The following is a 16,764-nucleotide window of genomic DNA, read 5'->3' on the forward strand; positions in this document are numbered from 1 at the left end:
CTCATGACGAACCCGGCGGAGCGACTCGTCGACCTGCTCGACCTGGAGCAGATCGAGGTCAACATATTCCGTGGCCGCAGTCCGCAGGAGTCCCTGCAGCGCGTCTTCGGCGGCCAGGTGGCGGGCCAGGCGCTCGTCGCCGCCGGCCGCACCACGGACGCGGAACGGCCCGTGCACTCGCTGCACGCGTACTTCCTGCGCCCGGGCCGGCCGGGCGTGCCCATCGTGTACCAGGTCGAACGGGTCAGGGACGGGCGGTCGTTCACCACGCGCCGCGTCACCGCCGTGCAGCAGGGTCGCACGATCTTCAATCTGACCGCCTCCTTCCACAAGCCTGAAGAGGGGAGCTTCGAGCACCAGCTGCCGCCGGCCCGCGAAGTCCCGGATCCCGAGTCGCTCCCGAGCGTCACCCAGGAGATCAAGGAGCATCTGGGCGCGCTCCCCGAGACGCTGGAGCGCATGGCCCGGCGCCAGCCCTTCGACATCCGCTACGCGGACCGGTTGCGCTGGACCCCCGAGGAGATCGAGCACGCCGAGCCGCGCAGCGCCGTGTGGATGCGCGCCGTCGGTCCGCTGGGCGACGACCCGCTGGTCCACACCTGCGCACTCACCTACGCGAGTGACATGACCCTCCTGGACGCCGTCCGCATCCCGGTGGAGCCCCTGTGGGGCCGCCGCGGTTTCGACATGGCCTCCCTGGACCACGCCATGTGGTTCCACCGGCCGTTCCGCGCCGACGAGTGGTTCCTCTACGACCAGGAGTCCCCGATCGCGACGGGCGGCCGGGGTCTGGCCCGGGGCCGCATCTACGACGTGGAGGGACGGCTGCTCGTCTCCGTCGTCCAGGAAGGGCTGTTCCGCAAGCTGGAGGGCTGACGGGTTCGGCGGCGTGACGGTCGGGTCGGAAGGTCAGGTCAGGTCAGGTCAGGTCAGGTCAGGTCAGGAGTTTCTGCGCCGCAGCCAGCCGAGGAGGCGCCCGGGGCGCTCCGGCTCGTCGACCGTGTGCCGGACTGTCCCGACCGCTCGCTCCGGCCCGGCCGGGTGTGGCGCTTCGGCCACGTGCAGCGCTGTCGCCGGCCGTCGCCGCGCGGTCGGACGCCACGGGTCCGCCGGATGCTTTCGGTCGATCGGCCGTCGCTGGTCCGTCGAGGAATGCCGGTCCGCCGGGCGCCGTGGATCGGTGTGTTTGCGCAGCTCGACCGGCCTTCGGGGCGTGACCGGCCGTCGCCGCCCGGTCGGCGCCCGGTGCCCGGCGGACACGGCTGGCACGTCGTGGCGTACGAGGTGACGTACCTCGTGGCTCCCGGGCCGGGCCTCCGGTTCCGCCATCGGTCGCGGGGCGGGGCGATGGCTGCGCGCCTCGTCCAGCCCGTTGGCCAGGTCGGCGCGGAGCCAGCTGATCTCGTCCGGATCCTCCGCCGTCATGATCCGGGCGGTGATGCGGGCGGCGGGTGAATCGGGCGCGCCCCGGGCGCCCTCGTCGGGCCGGTGCCGGTTCAGATGAGCACGCTCGTAGGGGTCGGTGACGATCTCGGCGACCTGGACGGGGTCGAGCAGGGACGCCACGGCCGCGGCACGTTCCCACGGGTCCTCGGTCTGCCGGAGCAGGCATCCCAGGTACCGCCCCCGCCAGTTCCGCGCCCGCAGGTCCAGGCCGGTGTCCAACTGGCCGCGCAGCCCTTCGGGCAGACGGTTCTCCAGCAACGGCTTGTTCGCTTCGTCCGCGGCGAACCGCTTCAGGTCCTCGGCGAGGTACAGCCACACCACGGCTCGGTAGCGGTTCAGGTAATACTTGATCGGAACGATCAGGCCCAGGCGGGCGAAGCGGGTGAACCGGCCGGTCGTGATGCCCATGAGGGCCGCGCCCTCGGAAGTGCCGACCGCTTTGACGCGTTCCCGCAGAGCTTCCGGGAAGCCCGGTTCGGACCGCACCCTCTCGATCTCCGTGCGGTTCACACGGCGCCCTCCACCGCCGCCCTCGTCGGGCACCGTGCGGATTCGGCCGAGTCGTACCGCGAGGTCGAACTCCCCTCGTTTGAGTCCCAGTTCCCGCGCGGCACGACTCGGCGCCAGTGCGGAGCAGCTCGATGTCGGTGCGGTACGGCTCGATGCCGGTGCGGGTGCGGGTGCGGGTCGTGCCTCGGATCCGGGCCGTACCCCGGACATGACGGTCTGCGTGACGGTGTCGCCGGACATGGTGGTTCTCCCCCGTGCAGCGGTGTGCGTGTGCGTTCGCCTGCTTCGGAAAAACCGTAGCCTGTCCGGCATTCTTCGCGTCGGGCCTGTGGATAACCTCGACCGCGATGACGTCTGCGCAGGTCAAAGGCGTGAAGAAAAATCTAGATGTCTACCGAGGACGAGTGCTCGGGCTGTCGCGCGTCGACGTGGAGATGCTCGCCGACCCGGTTCACGAGCAACGTCATCTCGTACGCGACCTGGCCGATGTCCGCTTCCGCGGCACTCAGCACGCAGAGGCAGCTGCCGGTGCCCGCCGCCGTGACGAAGAGGACCGCGTCGTCGAACTCGATCATCGTCTGGCGCACGCGGCCCGCGCCGAAATGCCGGCCCGAGCCCTTCGCCAGGCTGTGCAGACCGGAGGAGACGGCGGCGAGGTGTTCGGCGTCCTCCCGCCGCAGACCGGTGCTCGCCCCGGTCACCAGCCCGTCGTTGGACAGCACCAGTGCGTGGCGTATGTGCTCGACACGCTGGGTCAGGTCGTCGAGCAGCCAGTCGAGCCCCTGGTTCTCCGCCATGATCCGTCTCCCCGTGTATGCGTGGCTCCTCCTGGCCGGAGGATCCGATCGACCAGCCTTCCCCACCGTCGGCGTCCGGGCAAGGAGGATGGGGGCATGGCACAGAAGATGACCGATGAGGAATGGCGGGCGTTCGTCTCGCACGGGACCCGCACCGGAAAGCTGTCGACCGTCAGGGCCGACGGGCGCCCGCACGTGGCGCCGATCTGGTTCCTGCTCGACGGGGAGGACCTGGTCTTCAACACGGGGAAGGACACGGTCAAGGGACGGAATCTGGCCCGGGACGGCCGGGTGGCGTTGTGCGTGGACGACGACCGGCCGCCGTACGCCTACGTCGTCCTGCAGGGGCGCGCCCGGATCTCGGAGGACCTCGACGACGTACGGCTGTGGGCCGGGCGGATCGGCGCCCGGTACATGGGCGAGGAACACGCCGAGGAGTTCGCGGCCCGCAACGGCGTACCCGGTGAACTCGTCGTGCGCGTGGCGATCGAGAAGGTCGTGGCGGAGGCCGCCGTCTCCGACTGAACCGCGCGGTACCGGCCGCTTCGCGTCCCGCGTCGGTGTTCGACCGTGTCGCCCGTGTGCGATGCGGGATCATGCGGTGCATGAGCGACGACCACACGCACGTCCAGGAGTTCTTCTCGGCCCGCGCCGCCCACTGGGACGAGCGGTTCCCCGACGACGGCCCGGTGTACGCGGCCGCCGTGTCCGAGCTGGGGCTGCGGGAAGGCGACCGTGTGCTTGACGCGGGCTGCGGCACGGGACGGGCCCTGCCGCCTCTCAGGGAGGCGGTGGGGCCTTCGGGCGTGGTCATCGGCGCGGACCTGACGTCGGCCATGCTGCAGGCCGCGGTACGAGCCGGCCGCGACCGGTCCGGGCGGTTGGTCCTGGCCGACGTGGCACGGCTGCCGCTGCTCCCGCGGTCGCTCGACGCGGTCTTCGTGGCCGGACTCGTCGCGCATCTTCCCGACCCCGGCGCGAACCTGCGGGAGCTGGCGCGGGCCGTACGGCCCGGCGGGATCCTGGCGCTCTTCCATCCGATCGGCCGGGCCGCCCTCGCGGCGCGCCAGGGACGGCGGATCACACCGGACGACCTGCGCGCGAGGGACAACCTCGGGCCGTTGCTGTCCGCCTCGGGCTGGCGCATGACGTCCTACACGGACGAGGACACCCGGTTCCTCGCGCTGGCGGAACGCCGCCCCTGAGCTCACGGCCCGGGGCCCTCCACGCCATTGCCCTCTTCTGCAGTCGAAGCTTCAACTCTACGTTGAAAGGAGACAGATGGGCGATGACCGGTGAAACAGCGCGTTGGGGAAGGTGGCCCGAATGTCAGGCATATTGGCCAAACTCAGGAAGCTCGTCTCACGTCCGGCGACGACGGACGCCAGCGGTTCCGTGCAGTCGTCCGGGGCCCGTCCGAAGAAGCGGACGCACAACCTGTTCGAAGCCGCGGCGGCGTACGTGTCGGCCGGCGCCGAGGACGATCAGGACGGGGTCGACGAGGCCGCGACCTGGGTGTCGCCGGAAGCGCTCTCGTTCGGCGTGAACGAGCTGGCGTGCCGGGCCGTGATCGCACTCGCGCGGGAACGCGACGAGTCGCCCAACGCCGTGGCCAGGACCCTCCTGGGACTGCCGGCCGCCTGACGGGAGCAGGCTGCGCATCCCCCGAACCGGGCCGGGCAGCCCCCGAACCGGGCCGGGAAGAGGTCGATCACCGCCGTTCGGCCCGCTCCCCCGCGGACCGACGACGGACCGACGACGGACCGGCGAGCGAAGCTACTCGCGAGTTCCCACCTCGTGACAAGGGCCGCGGGCGGGCATTAGGGTGCGCCGACGGATGTAGCGATGGGGAGGCTGGGATGGCCGGGACGGACGATGCGGCCGTCGCCGCCGGGGACGACGACGCACTGTATGTGCTCACCGCGGTGCTGTTGACGCCGGCGCAGTTCCCCAGCGTGCTGGGCGACGACTACCCGGAGGCCTGTGCGGCCCTCGGCCTCGCGCCCCTCGCCGAGGGGTACGGCCTGGTGCTGGGCCAGGACGGCGACGGGGCACGGTGGACCGTCGTCGTCGACGACGTCTCACTGGTGGCCGTCGCCATCGCCTCCTGGGACTGCGGGATGGAGTACGACCTGTCGCCGGACGACCGCTCGATGGTGGCGGCGCTGCCCGGGTGGCCGCTCGCCCTGGCGGTCGCCGCACCGGGTGTGCCCGCCCCGCACGACCCCGCGCCGGAGATCGCGGAGCAGGCCCCGCTGTGCCCGCCGGACACGTCGGCCTGGGGAGCCGCTCAGCGGCGCCTCGGCGCGGACGAGATCGCGCTGCAGTGGGCCGCCTGGCGCGAGCAGATCGACGAGACCGAATTCGCCGCTCCGAAGGACGGCGCGGCGGCCGCGGATGACGCGTCCGGACCGGGCGTCCCGGACGGGGACCGCGGGCGGGCGCCGCTCAGCGGCATCGGGCGCGTCCTCCACGAGGCGCGCTCGTACGTGGACACGCCTCCGCCGCTCGGCCGTGTGCGCTCGTCCTTCGCCCCGGGGGACGCGCGGACGCTGCGGGCGGACGGACCCGGCTGGTCGATGGTGGCGCGGACCGACGACATCGCCTTCGTGCTGCTCGACGAGAAGCCCGGTGAGGTCCTCACGGTCGGCCGCGGCCCCGAGCTGCCCGGGCTGCTGGAAGCCCTCGACCGGATGGCCGTACGCCCCAACTGAGGCCGCGAAGTCACCGAGCCCTGGCGGACGGCGGCCCAGGAACGGCACGGCACGGCACGCGACCGTCCGTGGACCGCGCCGTCGGCGGGCCCACGAACGGTGGCGTGATCGGCTCACGTGCTCCGGAGGGAAGTGCTCTGGTCGCCGACGGTTCAGCGGCCCAGTTCCTTGCGGCCGACACGGCGCAGCCTGCGCCGCTGCGAGGGGTCCAACGTCAGATATGCCACCGCGGGAACCCCCACGACGATCAGCAGGGCGGCCCACCAGGGCACAAAGAAGAGCAGGATGATGCCGACCGCGACACCGCCTGCGGCTATTTTCGCGTTCCTTGACATGTGCGTAGCCTCCTCAGCGGCCACTGCCGCTCTCTGTTCTGAGAACGGATCCGCGCTTCCGGCGGTTCCGGACCGTGACCCTGATACGACCCTGAGGCGCGCAGCCCCGGACGTGCTGTACCCTCGGCGACCCCTGTCCGAGTAGTCAAGTTTGAAGAAGGCAGTCATCAACGCAGTTGTCAACGCTCAGAGGATCCCTGTCCCGACTCCCTCCGAGGTCACCGAACTGGCCCGTTGCTGCGCCGTTTTCCTTCCCGCCGACCCGGCCCGGACGGGTGGTGTCGCCTTCTGGCTGCCCGACGGCGAAGAACCTCCGCATACCGACTCCGGCTCCACGGAGGAACTGACCGTCGTCCTTCCCGGCGAGGACGGTATCGAGCTGGTACGGGTACCGGCCGTCGTACTGCCGGTACGGGCGGCGTTGCCGGTCCTCACGCGTGCGCGTGCCGCTTCACGGGCCCATCGGGCGAGTGCCTTCTGGGGCGCCGCGGCCGTGCTGGCGCTGCAGTTCGCCGCACGCGGGCTGCTGCTGCCCGGCCTGAGCGCCGGTGAGCACGACGCGTGGCGCGCCGGCCCGCTGGGGGCGCCGGACCTCGAACGGATCCGCGAGCTGGCCGCCGCCATGCCGCCGCACGCCCACGCGGTGCCCGTCGACGAGACCGAACCGCTGCGGCTGCCCGACCCCGAGCGGCTGCTGCGCGCCTTCCTCGACGCCGTCGCCGACACGCTCCCCCGCTCCCCCGCCGCGTCGCTCGCCGCGGGCGGCCGGGCCTTCGCGGCCACGGAACCGCAGCACGTACCGGAGCACCGCGCGTGGGCCGCCGACGTAGCGGCGGGGCACGACGCCGGTGTACGGATCTCGCTGCGCGTCGAGGTACCGGGCCTGGAGTCGGCCGCCCCGGACGAGACGCGGCTGCCGTTCCGTGCGGTACTGCAGCTGCACGGCGTCGCCGACCCCGCTCTGCTGGCGGACGCGGCCGAGGTCTGGAGCGGGTCGAGCCCCGCGTTCGGTCCACGCGCGCGGATGGACGCTCTCCTCGCGCTGCGCCGGGCCGCCCGGGCCTGGGCACCGCTGGCTCCCCTGCTGTCGGCGGCCGTGCCCGACGCGATCGAACTCGCCGACGATGAGGTCACCGAACTCCTGGGCGAGGGGACCCGGGCGCTCGGCGCCGCCGGCGTGGAGGTGCACTGGCCCAGGGAACTGGCCCACCGGCTGACGGCCCGCGCGGTCGTCGGCCCGCCGGACGAAGGACCGGGCGCGAGTGGCCCGGGCGCAAGTGGACCGGGCTCGGAAGCGCCGTCCTTCCTGTCGGCGGACGCGCTGCTCTCCTTCTCGTGGTGGTTCGCGCTGGGCGACCAGCAGCTGACCCGCGAGGAGCTGGACCTGCTCGCCGAGGCGAACCGCCCCGTGGTGCGGCTGCGCGACCGGTGGGTCCTCGTCGATCCGCAGGAGCTGCGCCGGGCCCGCGCCCAGCAGGACCGCAAGCTCACGCCGGTGGACGCGCTGAGCGCCGTCCTGACGGGGTCCACGGAGGTCGACGGCCGCAGGGTCGAGGTGAAGCCCACGGGGTGGCTGGCGACGCTGCGGGACCGTCTCTCGGACCCGGAGGGACAGGAGCCGGTCGGGCAGCCCCCCGCACTCGCCGCCACCCTGCGCGACTACCAGCTGCGGGGTCTGGGCTGGCTGGCCCGGATGACGTCCCTCGGCCTGGGCGGCTGTCTCGCGGACGACATGGGCCTGGGCAAGACGATCACGCTCATCGCGCTGCACCTGCACCGGCAGGCGGACGAGGCCACCGCGGGACCCACGCTCGTCGTCTGCCCGACGTCCCTGATGGGCAACTGGCAGCGCGAGATCGAGCGGTTCGCACCGGGCACCCCCGTCCGCCGCTTCCACGGCGCGCGGCGGAGCCTGGAGGAGATCGCCGCCGGCGAGTTCGTCCTGACGACCTACGGCACCATGCGGCTCGACACGGGACGCCTGACGGACACGTCGTGGGGCATGGTCGTCGCCGACGAGGCACAGCACGTGAAGAACCCGTACTCGGACACGGCCCGCCGGCTGCGGACGATCGACGCACGCGCACGCGTGGCGCTCACCGGCACTCCGGTGGAGAACAACCTCTCCGAGCTGTGGGCGATCCTCGACTGGACGACGCCGGGACTGCTGGGCCGACTCGGGACGTTCCGCAACCAGTACGCGAAGGCCGTCGAGGGCGGCCAGGACCCGGGGGCGGCCGAGCGGCTCGCCCGCCTCGTGGGACCGTTCCTCCTGCGCCGGCGCAAGTCCGATCCCGGCATCGCGCCGGAGCTCCCGCCCAAGACGGAGACCGACCGCGCCGTATCGCTCACCAAGGAGCAGGCGGGTCTGTACGAGGCGGTGGTCCGCGAGACCCTCGCGGAGATCTCGGGCGCTGACAGCATGGCCCGGCGAGGGCTGATCGTGAAGCTCCTCACCGGGCTGAAGCAGATCTGCAACCACCCGGCGCAGTTCCTCAAGGAGGACCGGCCGAAGATCGCCGGGCGGTCCGGAAAGCTGGAGCTGCTGGACGAGTTGCTCGACACCGTCCTCGCCGAGGGGGCATGCGTCCTGGTCTTCACGCAGTACGTGCGCATGGCGCGCTTGATCCAGCGCCACCTGACCGCGCGCGGGGTGCGCTCCCAATTCCTGCACGGCGGCACGTCCGTCCCCGAGCGCGAGGCCATGGTGCAACGTTTCCAGGACGGGGAGGTGCCGGTCTTCCTGCTGTCGTTGAAGGCCGCCGGCACGGGCCTGAACCTGACGCGGGCCGAGCACGTCGTGCACTACGACCGCTGGTGGAACCCCGCCGTCGAGGCACAGGCCACCGACCGCGCGTACCGCATCGGGCAGACGCGGCCGGTGCAGGTGCACCGGCTGATCGCCGAGGGGACGATCGAGGACCGCATCGCGGACATGCTGCTGCGCAAGCGGGAGCTGGCGGACGCGGTGCTCGGTTCCGGGGAGGCCGCCCTCACCGAACTGAGCGATGCGCAACTGGCCGAACTGGTGGAACTGCGAGGGGGCGCCCGATGAGCGATCCGTACGAGAACACTCCGGAACGCACCTTCGCCGCCCTGCCGCCAGCGCACGGCCAGGGGTTCGCGCAGAGCTGGTGGGGACAGGCCTGGCTCCGGGCGCTGGAGGACACCGCGCTGGAACAGGAGCAGCTGCGGGCCGGCCGCCGGCTCGCGCGCGCGGGAGCCGTGGGCGCCGTGTCGGTCCGCCCTGGGCGGGTCACCGCGGTGGTCCAGGACCGCGACCGCACCGCGCACCGCGCGGACGTCCTGGTGCCGGAGTTGTCCGCGGAGCAGTGGGACCGGTTCCTCGACGTGGCCGCCGAGCGGGCGGGGCACATCGCGGCGCTGCTCGACCGCGAGATGCCGCCGCACCTCGTCGAGGACGCCGGGAGCGCCGGTGTCGAACTCCTGCCGGGCCTGGGCGATCTGGAGGCGGAGTGCGACTGCGACGCGTGGGACCACTGCGGTCACACCACCGCGCTCTGCTACCAGGTGGCGCGGCTGCTGGACCAGGATCCGTTCGTCCTGCTCCTGCTGCGTGGTCGCGGCGAGCGCGAGCTGCTCGACGAGGTGCAGCGGCGCAGCGCCTCCGGGACCGGGACCGGGGCCGCGCCGGGAGGCGGGACCGCGGCCGACCGGCAGGACGTGCGAGAGGGCGTGGACGCCGCCGAGGCGTACGCGACGGGGGACATCCTGCCGCCGCTGCCCGTGGTGCCCGCCGTGCCCCCGGAGCCGGGCCTGCCGCCCTCGCTGGACACGGAGGCAGTTCCCGCGCCCGGGGTCGATCCGGCCGCGCTGGAGTTCCTGGCGGCACAGGCCGCGCGTGAGGCGTACCGGCTGCTCGTCCACGCCCTGGGGGCGGATCACGGAGAGCGTCCTCCGGAGGCCGGTCCGACACTCGCGCAGGACGCCGTACGGCTGGCGTCGGGCAGGCCCGACGCCGCGTCGGCCGCCCGGCTCGCGAAGGGTTCGGGGCGCGACCGTGAAGGCCTGGCGCTCGCGGTCCGCGCCTGGGAGTACGGGGGTGCGGCCGCCCTCGACATGCTTGAGGCGGACCGGCCGGTGGAGGCGGACACCTACGCACGCGCGCGTGCCGCAGTGGAGTCGGCCTGGGAGGACGGTGAGCGACCCGCCCTGCGCGCGGTCCGCAACCGCTGGACCACGCCCGACGGGCGGGCCCAGCTCCGGCTGGGGCCGGACGGCCGCTGGTGGCCGTACCGCAAGGAGCGGGGCCGTTGGGCTCCCGCAGGTCCGGCCGCCCAGGACCCCGCGACGGCGCTCGCCCTGGCCGAAGGGCACGAATGACACCGGGCCGCACACCGCACGGGGCACGGTCCGCCCCCACCGGATGAGCGCTGGACTCCCCGAGTTCACCCGGCGGTCGCACGGCGTTCGGGGCGGGGGCGAAATCTGGCGGCTGTCATCGAACGTGTGCTCAAGGAGGCCCCATGTCCCCGTACGCCGCAGGCCGGCGCCGTGTCCGCCGTTCCCTCGCCGTGGGCGTGCCGCTCGCCGTGCTGGCCGCCTTCGTGTCGGTGGACCCCGCGGTCGGCGCGCCTTCCGGCGGCGCGCGGGTCACGGGTTCCGCGACGCTCGGCGACATCCCGCTCGGCACGTTCAGCGACGCGCTGCTGCCGGGCACGGTCGCCGACGACCGGGGCGTGGACCTGGGCGGCATCGGGAGCGACATCTACCCGGCGGGCCGCAAGGGCGAGTTCTGGACCGTCACGGACCGCGGGCCCAACGGTCAGATCAAGGTGGACGGGGTGAAGCGCCGTACGTTCCCCGTGCCCGGGTTCGACCCGGCGATCGTGAGGATACGGGTGTCCGGTGCCTCCGTGAGGGTGCTGGACGCGATCCCGATCACCACGGCCTCGGGCAAGCCGGTCACGGGTCTGCCCAACCAGGAGGCGCGCGACGAGGCGCCGTACTCCTACGACGCGAGGACGCCCCTCCCGTACGACCCGAACGGTCTGGACACCGAGGGGATCGTGCGGGCCGCGGACGGCAGTTTCTGGCTCATCGACGAGTACGGGCCCTCGCTGGTCCACGTCTCCGCGCGCGGGAAGGTACTGACCAGATACGTCCCGAAGGGGCTGGGGCTGACCGGCGCGGGCTATCCGGTGGTCGAGGCGCTGCCCGCGGTGCTGCTGCACAGGAAGGTCAACCGCGGCTTCGAAGGGCTCGCCCAACTGCCCGGCGGGGACCTGGTACTGGCCGTTCAGAGCCCGCTGTCCCTGCCGGACACGGATGCCGGTGAGGAGTCGCTGACCACGCGTCTGCTGCGCTTCTCGCCGAAGAAGCGGGCCGTCACCGCCGAGTACGCGTACCGGTTCGACCCGGTGGGCACGGTGGACCCGGGCGAGGACGACACCTCCGAGCTGAAGATCTCGTCGGTGGTCGCCGTGGGCCGGGACCGGCTGCTGGTCGAGGAACGTACCGACAAGGCCGCCCGGTTGCAGGTCGTACGGCTCGACCGGCGTGCGGACATCCTCGGGGGCCGGTGGGACGACAGCGCCACGTCGCCGTCCCTGGAGCAGCTGGCGGATCCCGCCGCGGCCGGTGTTCCCGTACTGCGCAAGCGCCTCGTCGTGGACCTCGGCAAGGTGGAGGGGGTGCCCGGGAAGATCGAGGGTGTCGCGCGCGTGGACCGCACCACGCTCGCGCTCGTCAACGACAACGACTTCGGGATGACGGACGGGGCGGGGGCCTTCGACGACCGGGGCCGCCTGGTGGACAGCGGGATCGAGACCACCGTGACGTACGTACGCCTTCCGCACGGGATCTGAACGCGCGGCCGCGCGCGTGACACCGCGCGCGCGTGCCCCGTTCCCGCCGACCGCGCGCGTGGCTCACTTCAGTGGTCCGGTGAGCTTGCGGTTCCCCTCTCCGATGTCCGCGGCCAGGCTGCAGGCGACCTTGTCGATGCCGACGCTGAAACTCGCCGGATCGGGGTACTGCACCAGGGTGCCGCGCACGGTGCCGGCCGGCTGCGCGGCCGCCCTGGTGTCCAGGGGCTCCCGGCAGAGCTGTGACGCGGCCTTCCTGAGGGCGGCATCGGTCGCGTACGCGCCCTCCAGTTCGGTCATCTCCACGACCTCGGCGTCGTGCTTCCCGGCGCACGGACGCTTCACCGCCTGGCCCGGCCGTCCGTCGTCGGCGTCGAAACAGTCGCCGGTTCGCAGCATGTAGTACGGGACTTCGTCGCTCGCCAACGACGGCAGGAGGGATTCCAGCCCGCTGGGCAGCTCGGAGGGCAGGGAGGGCAGTTCGCTCGGCAGCCTCGAAGGGAGGCTCAGGGAGGGCGACGGCGACCGTCCCGTGCCGGAACTGCTCTGGGTGGGCGACTTCTTGTCCGGGGAGCCGTCGCCACCGGTGACCGTCAGTGCGACCGCCGCCACCGCGCCGAGTCCCACGACGACGGCCAGCAGGATCAGGAGCGTCCTGCGCCGGCCGGGACCGTCCGGTGGCCCGGGCGGCGGTGGCGGCTGCCAACCGTCCCCTCCCCCGCTGTTCCAGGGCGGGCCGTCGCTCCCGGACGGTGGGCCGTAGCCGTCGGGGGGAGGCCCGAAGCCCTCGGGAGGAGGACCGAAGCCTCCGGGCGGCGGACCGTATCCGCCACCGCCGGTGGGCGGCGTGTTGTCCGGTGGCCGAGGAGGCTCGGGCGGTAAGGGCGGCGTGGCCATACCGTAAAGAGTCGCCTCGAACCGGTCACGAAGCGACCCCTGCGCGCAATTTGCTACGGACTCATCGTCTGGACCGCATGATTCCGGACGCTTGCGCGCAAGGGTCTTCGTCAGCCTCGGCGGGCTCAGCCGCGGGCGGCCAGCAGGTGGTCCATCGCCAGCTGGTCGAGCCGCTCGAACGCCATCCCGCGCGCGGCGGCCGTCTCGGCGTCGAACTCCTCGAAGGAGGCGCGGTCCGCGAGCAGCGCCTGCAGGCCGTCCGAGGCGGTGGGCTGCGCCAATTCGTCCAGGCGCGAGGCGCGCAGGGCTTCCTGAACCTCGGGGTCGGCCCGGAAGGCGGCGGCCCGCTCACGCAGGATGAGGTAGTTGCGCATGCACCCCGCGGCCGAGTCCCACACCCCGTCGTAGTCCTCGGTGCGCGGCGGCTTGAAGTCGAAGTGCTTCGGGCCCGCGTAACCGGCCGTCTCCAGGAGGTCCACCAGCCAGAAGGCGGCCCGCAGGTCGCCTGCCCCGAAGCGCAGGTCCTGGTCGTACTTGATGCCGGACTGGCCGTTGAGGTCGAGGTGGAAGAGCTTGCCCGCCCACAGGGCCTGGGCGATGCCGTGCGGGAAGTTCAGCCCGGCCATCTGCTCGTGGCCGACCTCCGGGTTGACGCCGTACAGCTCCGGCCGCTCCAGGCGCTCGATGAAGGCCAGCGCGTGCCCGACCGTCGGCAGGAGGATGTCGCCGCGGGGCTCGTTGGGCTTCGGCTCGATCGCGAAGCGCAGGTCGTAGCCCTGGGTGGTCACGTACTCGCCCAGGAGGTCGAACGCCTCCTTCATGCGGTCGAGGGCGAGGCGCACGTCCTTGGCGCCGCCCGACTCGGCGCCCTCACGGCCGCCCCACGCCACGTAGATCTGGGCGCCCAGCTCGACCGCCAGGTCGATGTTGCGGATCGTCTTGCGCAGCGCGTAGCGGCGCACGTCCCGGTCGTTGGCGGTGAAGGCACCGTCCTTGAAGACGGGGTGCGTGAACAGGTTCGTGGTCGCCATCGGCACGGTCATGCCGGTCGCGTCGAGAGCCTGCCTGAAGCGCTTGACGTGCGACTCGCGCTCGGTCTCCGAAGATCCGAAGGGGATCAGGTCGTCGTCGTGGAAGGTCACTCCGTAGGCGCCCAGCTCCGACAGGCGCTGCACCGACTCGACCGGGTCCAGGGCGGCCCGGGTGGCGTCGCCGAACGGGTCCCTTCCCTGCCAGCCGACGGTCCACAGGCCGAAGGTGAACCTGTCCTCGGGGGTGGGCTGGTAGTTCATGCCGCGGCTCCTTGCTTGCTCCGACTATTTCGTCATGGCGCTTAACAAATTAGTATGCGAAGGCATCCCTGGGAAGGGACAAGATGTCCCCGAAGAGGCGCAACAGGTCCGACCGGGACCGCAACGACCCGGTCGGAACCGCAAAACACCAGCTCAGAGCCCGCGGAGCCGCGGAAGAGGGAGAGCTCGATGTCAGCAGCCGAGGGTCCGCTCGTCGTCGGCGTGGACACGTCCACCCAGTCCACCAAGGCCTTGGTCGTGGACGTGGCCACCGGAAAGGTCGTGGCGAGCGGACAGGCTCCGCACACCGTGTCCTCGGGCGCGGGCCGCGAGAGCGACCCGCGGCAGTGGTGGGACGCGCTGCGCGAAGCACTGCACCAGTGCGGTGACGCGGCCCGCGAGGCCGCCGCGGTGTCCGTCGGCGGCCAGCAGCACGGACTCGTCACACTCGACGCCCAGGGCGCCCCGGTACGCCCCGCGCTGCTGTGGAACGACGTGCGGTCCGCGCCGCAGGCCCGCCGCCTGGTGGAGGAACTGGGCGGCCCGAAGGCATGGGCCGAGCGCACCGGCACCGTACCGGGCGCTTCCATCACCGCCACCAAGTGGGCGTGGCTCGCCGAGCACGAGCCCGAGTCCGTCCGCGCCACCGCTTCCGTGCGGCTGCCCCACGACTACCTCACCGAGCTCCTCACGGGGGTGGGCACGACCGATCGCGGCGACGCCTCCGGCACGGGCTGGTGGGCGTCCGGGACGGAGGCCTACGACGAGGAGGTCCTCGGCCACGTGGGGCTCGACCCCGCCCTGCTGCCCCGGGTGGCCCGGCCCGGCGAGGTGGTCGGAACCGTGCGCGACACGGCCGGCCTGCCCTTCGCCAAGGGCACGCTGGTCGCTCCCGGCACCGGTGACAACGCCGCCGCCGCACTGGGCCTCGGGCTGCGCCCGGGCACCGCGGTGCTCAGCCTCGGCACGTCGGGCACCGTGTACGCGGTGTCGGAGCGGCGGCCCACCGACCCCACCGGCACCGTGGCGGGCTTCGCCGACGCGCGCGGCGACTGGCTGCCGCTGGCCTGCACCCTCAACTGCACCCTCGCCGTGGACCGCGTCGCCGCCCTCCTCGGCATCGACCGGGAGGCCGTCGAGCCCGGTACGAGCGTGACGCTCCTCCCCTACCTGGACGGCGAACGCACCCCGAACCTGCCGCACGCCTCGGGCCTGCTGCACGGGCTGCGGCACGACACGACCCCGGGGCAGCTGCTCCAGGCCGCGTACGACGGAGCCGTCCACTCGCTGCTGGGCGCGCTCGACCTCGTGCTCGACGAGGACGCGGACCGTTCGGCGCCGCTCCTGCTCATCGGCGGGGGCGCGCGGGGCAGCGCCTGGCAGCAGACCGTACGCCGACTGTCGGGACGCCCCGTCCAGGTGCCGGAGGCGAAGGAACTGGTCGCGCTCGGCGCCGCCGCACAGGCGGCGGGTGTGCTGACCGGGGAGGATCCGGCGGCGGTGGCCCGGCGCTGGGACACGGCGCGCGGGCCGGTTCTGGAGGCCGGCGAGCGGGACGAGGCGGCGCTGGCACGGATCGCCGGGGTAATCTCCGACGCGGCCCCGCTGCTGGAGAGGGAGACCGACCGGCGCTGACGGTGTGTCCGCGGGGAGCGGGGCCGGTCGTCGCCCCCTCCCCGGGGCGACCGGCGTGAAAGGACAGCCCTCAGGGGACCGGCCGGACGAGGACCGACTCAGGCATGACCGCACCGCTGCACGAGGCCCATCCCAGCAGTCCCGGCAGGCGGCTGCCCGACACGCAACAGGGCATGCGCCGCCGCAACCTCGCACGGGTGCTGCACACCGTCAACGCCGAGGGGCCACTGTCCCGTGCGGCCGTCGCCTCGCGCATCGGGCTGACCAGGGCGGCCGTCTCGACCCTCGTGGACGAGCTGATCCGTTCCGGACTCCTCGACGAGCTGGGCCCCGAGCGGCCCGGGCGGGTGGGGCGGCCCGGGTCGGCGCTGGCCCTGAGCGGGCGCGGCCCGGCGGGGATAGGTGCGGAGATCGGCGTCGACCACCTCGCCGTGTGCGCGGTCGACCTGCGCGGCAAGGTACGCGCGCGTGCCGTGCGGCACGCCGACAACCGCGGCCGCGCGCCCGAGCCGGTGCTGCGGGAACTGGCCGGTCTGGTACGCGGGATCACCGCCGAGGCGGAACAGGAAGGGCTGTGGCCGGCCGGTCTGGCCGTCGCCGTGCCCGGTCTGGTCGCGCGGGACGCCCGGACCGTGGTGCGCGCCCCCAACCTCGGCTGGCTCGACACGGACCTCGGGCCCCTGCTGCCGGACGGACCGCCGCTGACCGTCGACAACGAGGCGAACTTCGGCGGCCTGGCCGAGCTGTGGCTCAACGAGGAGGCACCGCGCGACTTCCTGCACGTCTCCGCGGAGATCGGCATCGGCGGGGCCGTGGTCGTGGACGGGCGGCTGCTGCGGGGAACGCGTGGCTTCGCGGGTGAGCTGGGACATGTGCCGGTGCGGCCCGAGGGCCCCGCGTGCGCCTGTGGCGGGCGCGGCTGTCTTGAGCAGTACGCGGGCGAGGAGGCCGTGCTGCGCGCGGCCGGACTGCAGCCCGGCGAGGACCGCGTCGGGCTGCTGGCCGAGCACGCCGCGGGGGGCGACAAGAACGTACGGCGCGCCCTGCGTGACGCCGGTACCGCGCTGGGCATCGCGCTGACGGGCGCCGTCAATCTGCTGGATCCCGAGGCCGTCGTGCTGGGTGGGGCGCTGTCCGGGCTGGCACCCTGGCTGCTGCCGTCGCTCGAACGGGAGCTGGCCCGCAGGACGGCGGGCCCCGCCTGCGCGGTCTCGGTCTCGCGGCTCGGCCCGGAGGGCCCGCTGCTGGGCGCGGCGCACTCGGTCGTACGGGCGGTGCTGGACGATCCTGCGGCGGTGGGGGGCGGGGCC

Annotated in this window: 14 protein-coding genes and 1 pseudogene; 10 read left to right on the plus strand and 5 right to left on the minus strand. The window is 73.1% G+C overall.

The annotated features are described in order from the left end of the window. The first annotated feature begins 3 nt into the window (after positions 1-3). Complete coding sequence (locus FGF04_RS36705; RefSeq protein WP_149515729.1) at positions 4-876, plus strand: acyl-CoA thioesterase; 873 nt, start codon at positions 4-6, stop codon at positions 874-876. A 432-nt stretch (positions 877-1,308) separates the two neighbouring features. On the opposite strand, the pseudogene FGF04_RS40730 reads toward FGF04_RS36705, so the two are convergent. Both FGF04_RS40730 and FGF04_RS36715 read right to left on the minus strand, forming a co-directional pair. Further along, a pseudogene (locus FGF04_RS40730) lies at positions 1,309-2,196 on the minus strand (DUF6397 family protein); the annotation flags it as partial. A 143-nt stretch (positions 2,197-2,339) separates the two neighbouring features. Then, the gene (locus tag FGF04_RS36715; RefSeq protein ID WP_149515730.1) at positions 2,340-2,753 is read right to left on the minus strand and encodes a roadblock/LC7 domain-containing protein; all 414 of its coding nucleotides are present in this window, start codon (positions 2,751-2,753) and stop codon (positions 2,340-2,342) included. Positions 2,754-2,849: 96 nt separating this feature from the next. Between FGF04_RS36715 and FGF04_RS36720 the strand changes: the two genes are divergently transcribed. From FGF04_RS36720 to FGF04_RS36735, 4 genes are all read left to right on the plus strand, one after another. Continuing rightward, the gene (locus tag FGF04_RS36720; RefSeq protein ID WP_149515731.1) at positions 2,850-3,278 is read left to right on the plus strand and encodes a PPOX class F420-dependent oxidoreductase; all 429 of its coding nucleotides are present in this window, start codon (positions 2,850-2,852) and stop codon (positions 3,276-3,278) included. Positions 3,279-3,358: 80 nt separating this feature from the next. Next, on the plus strand, positions 3,359-3,958 hold the full coding sequence (locus FGF04_RS36725; protein WP_149515732.1) for a class I SAM-dependent methyltransferase: 600 nt from the start codon (positions 3,359-3,361) through the stop codon (positions 3,956-3,958). Positions 3,959-4,079: 121 nt separating this feature from the next. Continuing rightward, positions 4,080-4,397 (plus strand): hypothetical protein, encoded by a 318-nt coding sequence (locus tag FGF04_RS36730; protein WP_188114378.1) that lies wholly within the window; start codon positions 4,080-4,082, stop codon positions 4,395-4,397. 215 nt (positions 4,398-4,612) lie between these two features. Next, on the plus strand, positions 4,613-5,467 hold the full coding sequence (locus FGF04_RS36735) for a hypothetical protein (RefSeq protein ID WP_149515733.1): 855 nt from the start codon (positions 4,613-4,615) through the stop codon (positions 5,465-5,467). Between the two features lie 152 nt (positions 5,468-5,619). Here FGF04_RS36735 and FGF04_RS36740 read toward each other — a convergent pair whose 3' ends face one another. Further along, on the minus strand, positions 5,620-5,802 hold the full coding sequence (locus FGF04_RS36740) for a hypothetical protein (protein WP_149515734.1): 183 nt from the start codon (positions 5,800-5,802) through the stop codon (positions 5,620-5,622). A 193-nt stretch (positions 5,803-5,995) separates the two neighbouring features. Here FGF04_RS36740 and FGF04_RS36745 point away from each other — a divergent pair, with 193 nt between their 5' ends. The 3 genes from FGF04_RS36745 to FGF04_RS36755 all read left to right on the plus strand — a co-directional run bounded on the left by FGF04_RS36745 (position 5,996) and on the right by FGF04_RS36755 (position 11,630). Further along, entirely contained in the window at positions 5,996-8,857 is a 2,862-nt protein-coding gene (locus FGF04_RS36745) for a DEAD/DEAH box helicase (protein WP_149515799.1), read from the plus strand. After that, a complete protein-coding gene (locus FGF04_RS36750; protein ID WP_149515735.1) occupies positions 8,854-10,146 on the plus strand; it encodes an SWF or SNF family helicase in 1,293 nt (430 codons plus the stop codon). Before FGF04_RS36745 ends, FGF04_RS36750 begins: the two co-directional genes overlap by 4 nt. A 143-nt stretch (positions 10,147-10,289) precedes the next feature. Continuing rightward, a complete protein-coding gene (locus tag FGF04_RS36755; RefSeq protein WP_149515736.1) occupies positions 10,290-11,630 on the plus strand; it encodes an esterase-like activity of phytase family protein in 1,341 nt (446 codons plus the stop codon). 63 nt (positions 11,631-11,693) lie between these two features. Here FGF04_RS36755 and FGF04_RS40425 read toward each other — a convergent pair whose 3' ends face one another. Both FGF04_RS40425 and xylA read right to left on the minus strand, forming a co-directional pair. Continuing rightward, complete coding sequence (locus FGF04_RS40425) at positions 11,694-12,257, minus strand: hypothetical protein (RefSeq protein WP_188114379.1); 564 nt, start codon at positions 12,255-12,257, stop codon at positions 11,694-11,696. Positions 12,258-12,652: 395 nt separating this feature from the next. Beyond that, positions 12,653-13,819: a xylose isomerase gene (gene xylA, locus FGF04_RS36765; protein ID WP_149515737.1), complete on the minus strand. Its 1,167-nt coding sequence runs from the start codon at positions 13,817-13,819 to the stop codon at positions 12,653-12,655. A gap of 189 nt (positions 13,820-14,008) precedes the next feature. Between xylA and xylB the strand changes: the two genes are divergently transcribed. Both xylB and FGF04_RS36775 read left to right on the plus strand, forming a co-directional pair. Then, positions 14,009-15,454: a xylulokinase gene (gene xylB, locus FGF04_RS36770; RefSeq protein ID WP_149515738.1), complete on the plus strand. Its 1,446-nt coding sequence runs from the start codon at positions 14,009-14,011 to the stop codon at positions 15,452-15,454. 104 nt (positions 15,455-15,558) lie between these two features. After that, positions 15,559-16,764 (plus strand): ROK family transcriptional regulator (locus FGF04_RS36775; RefSeq protein ID WP_149515800.1); only part of this gene is annotated, 1,206 nt, incomplete at its 3' end.

This window comes from Streptomyces apricus (genome assembly GCF_008369065.1).
Lineage (GTDB): Bacteria > Actinomycetota > Actinomycetes > Streptomycetales > Streptomycetaceae > Streptomyces > Streptomyces apricus.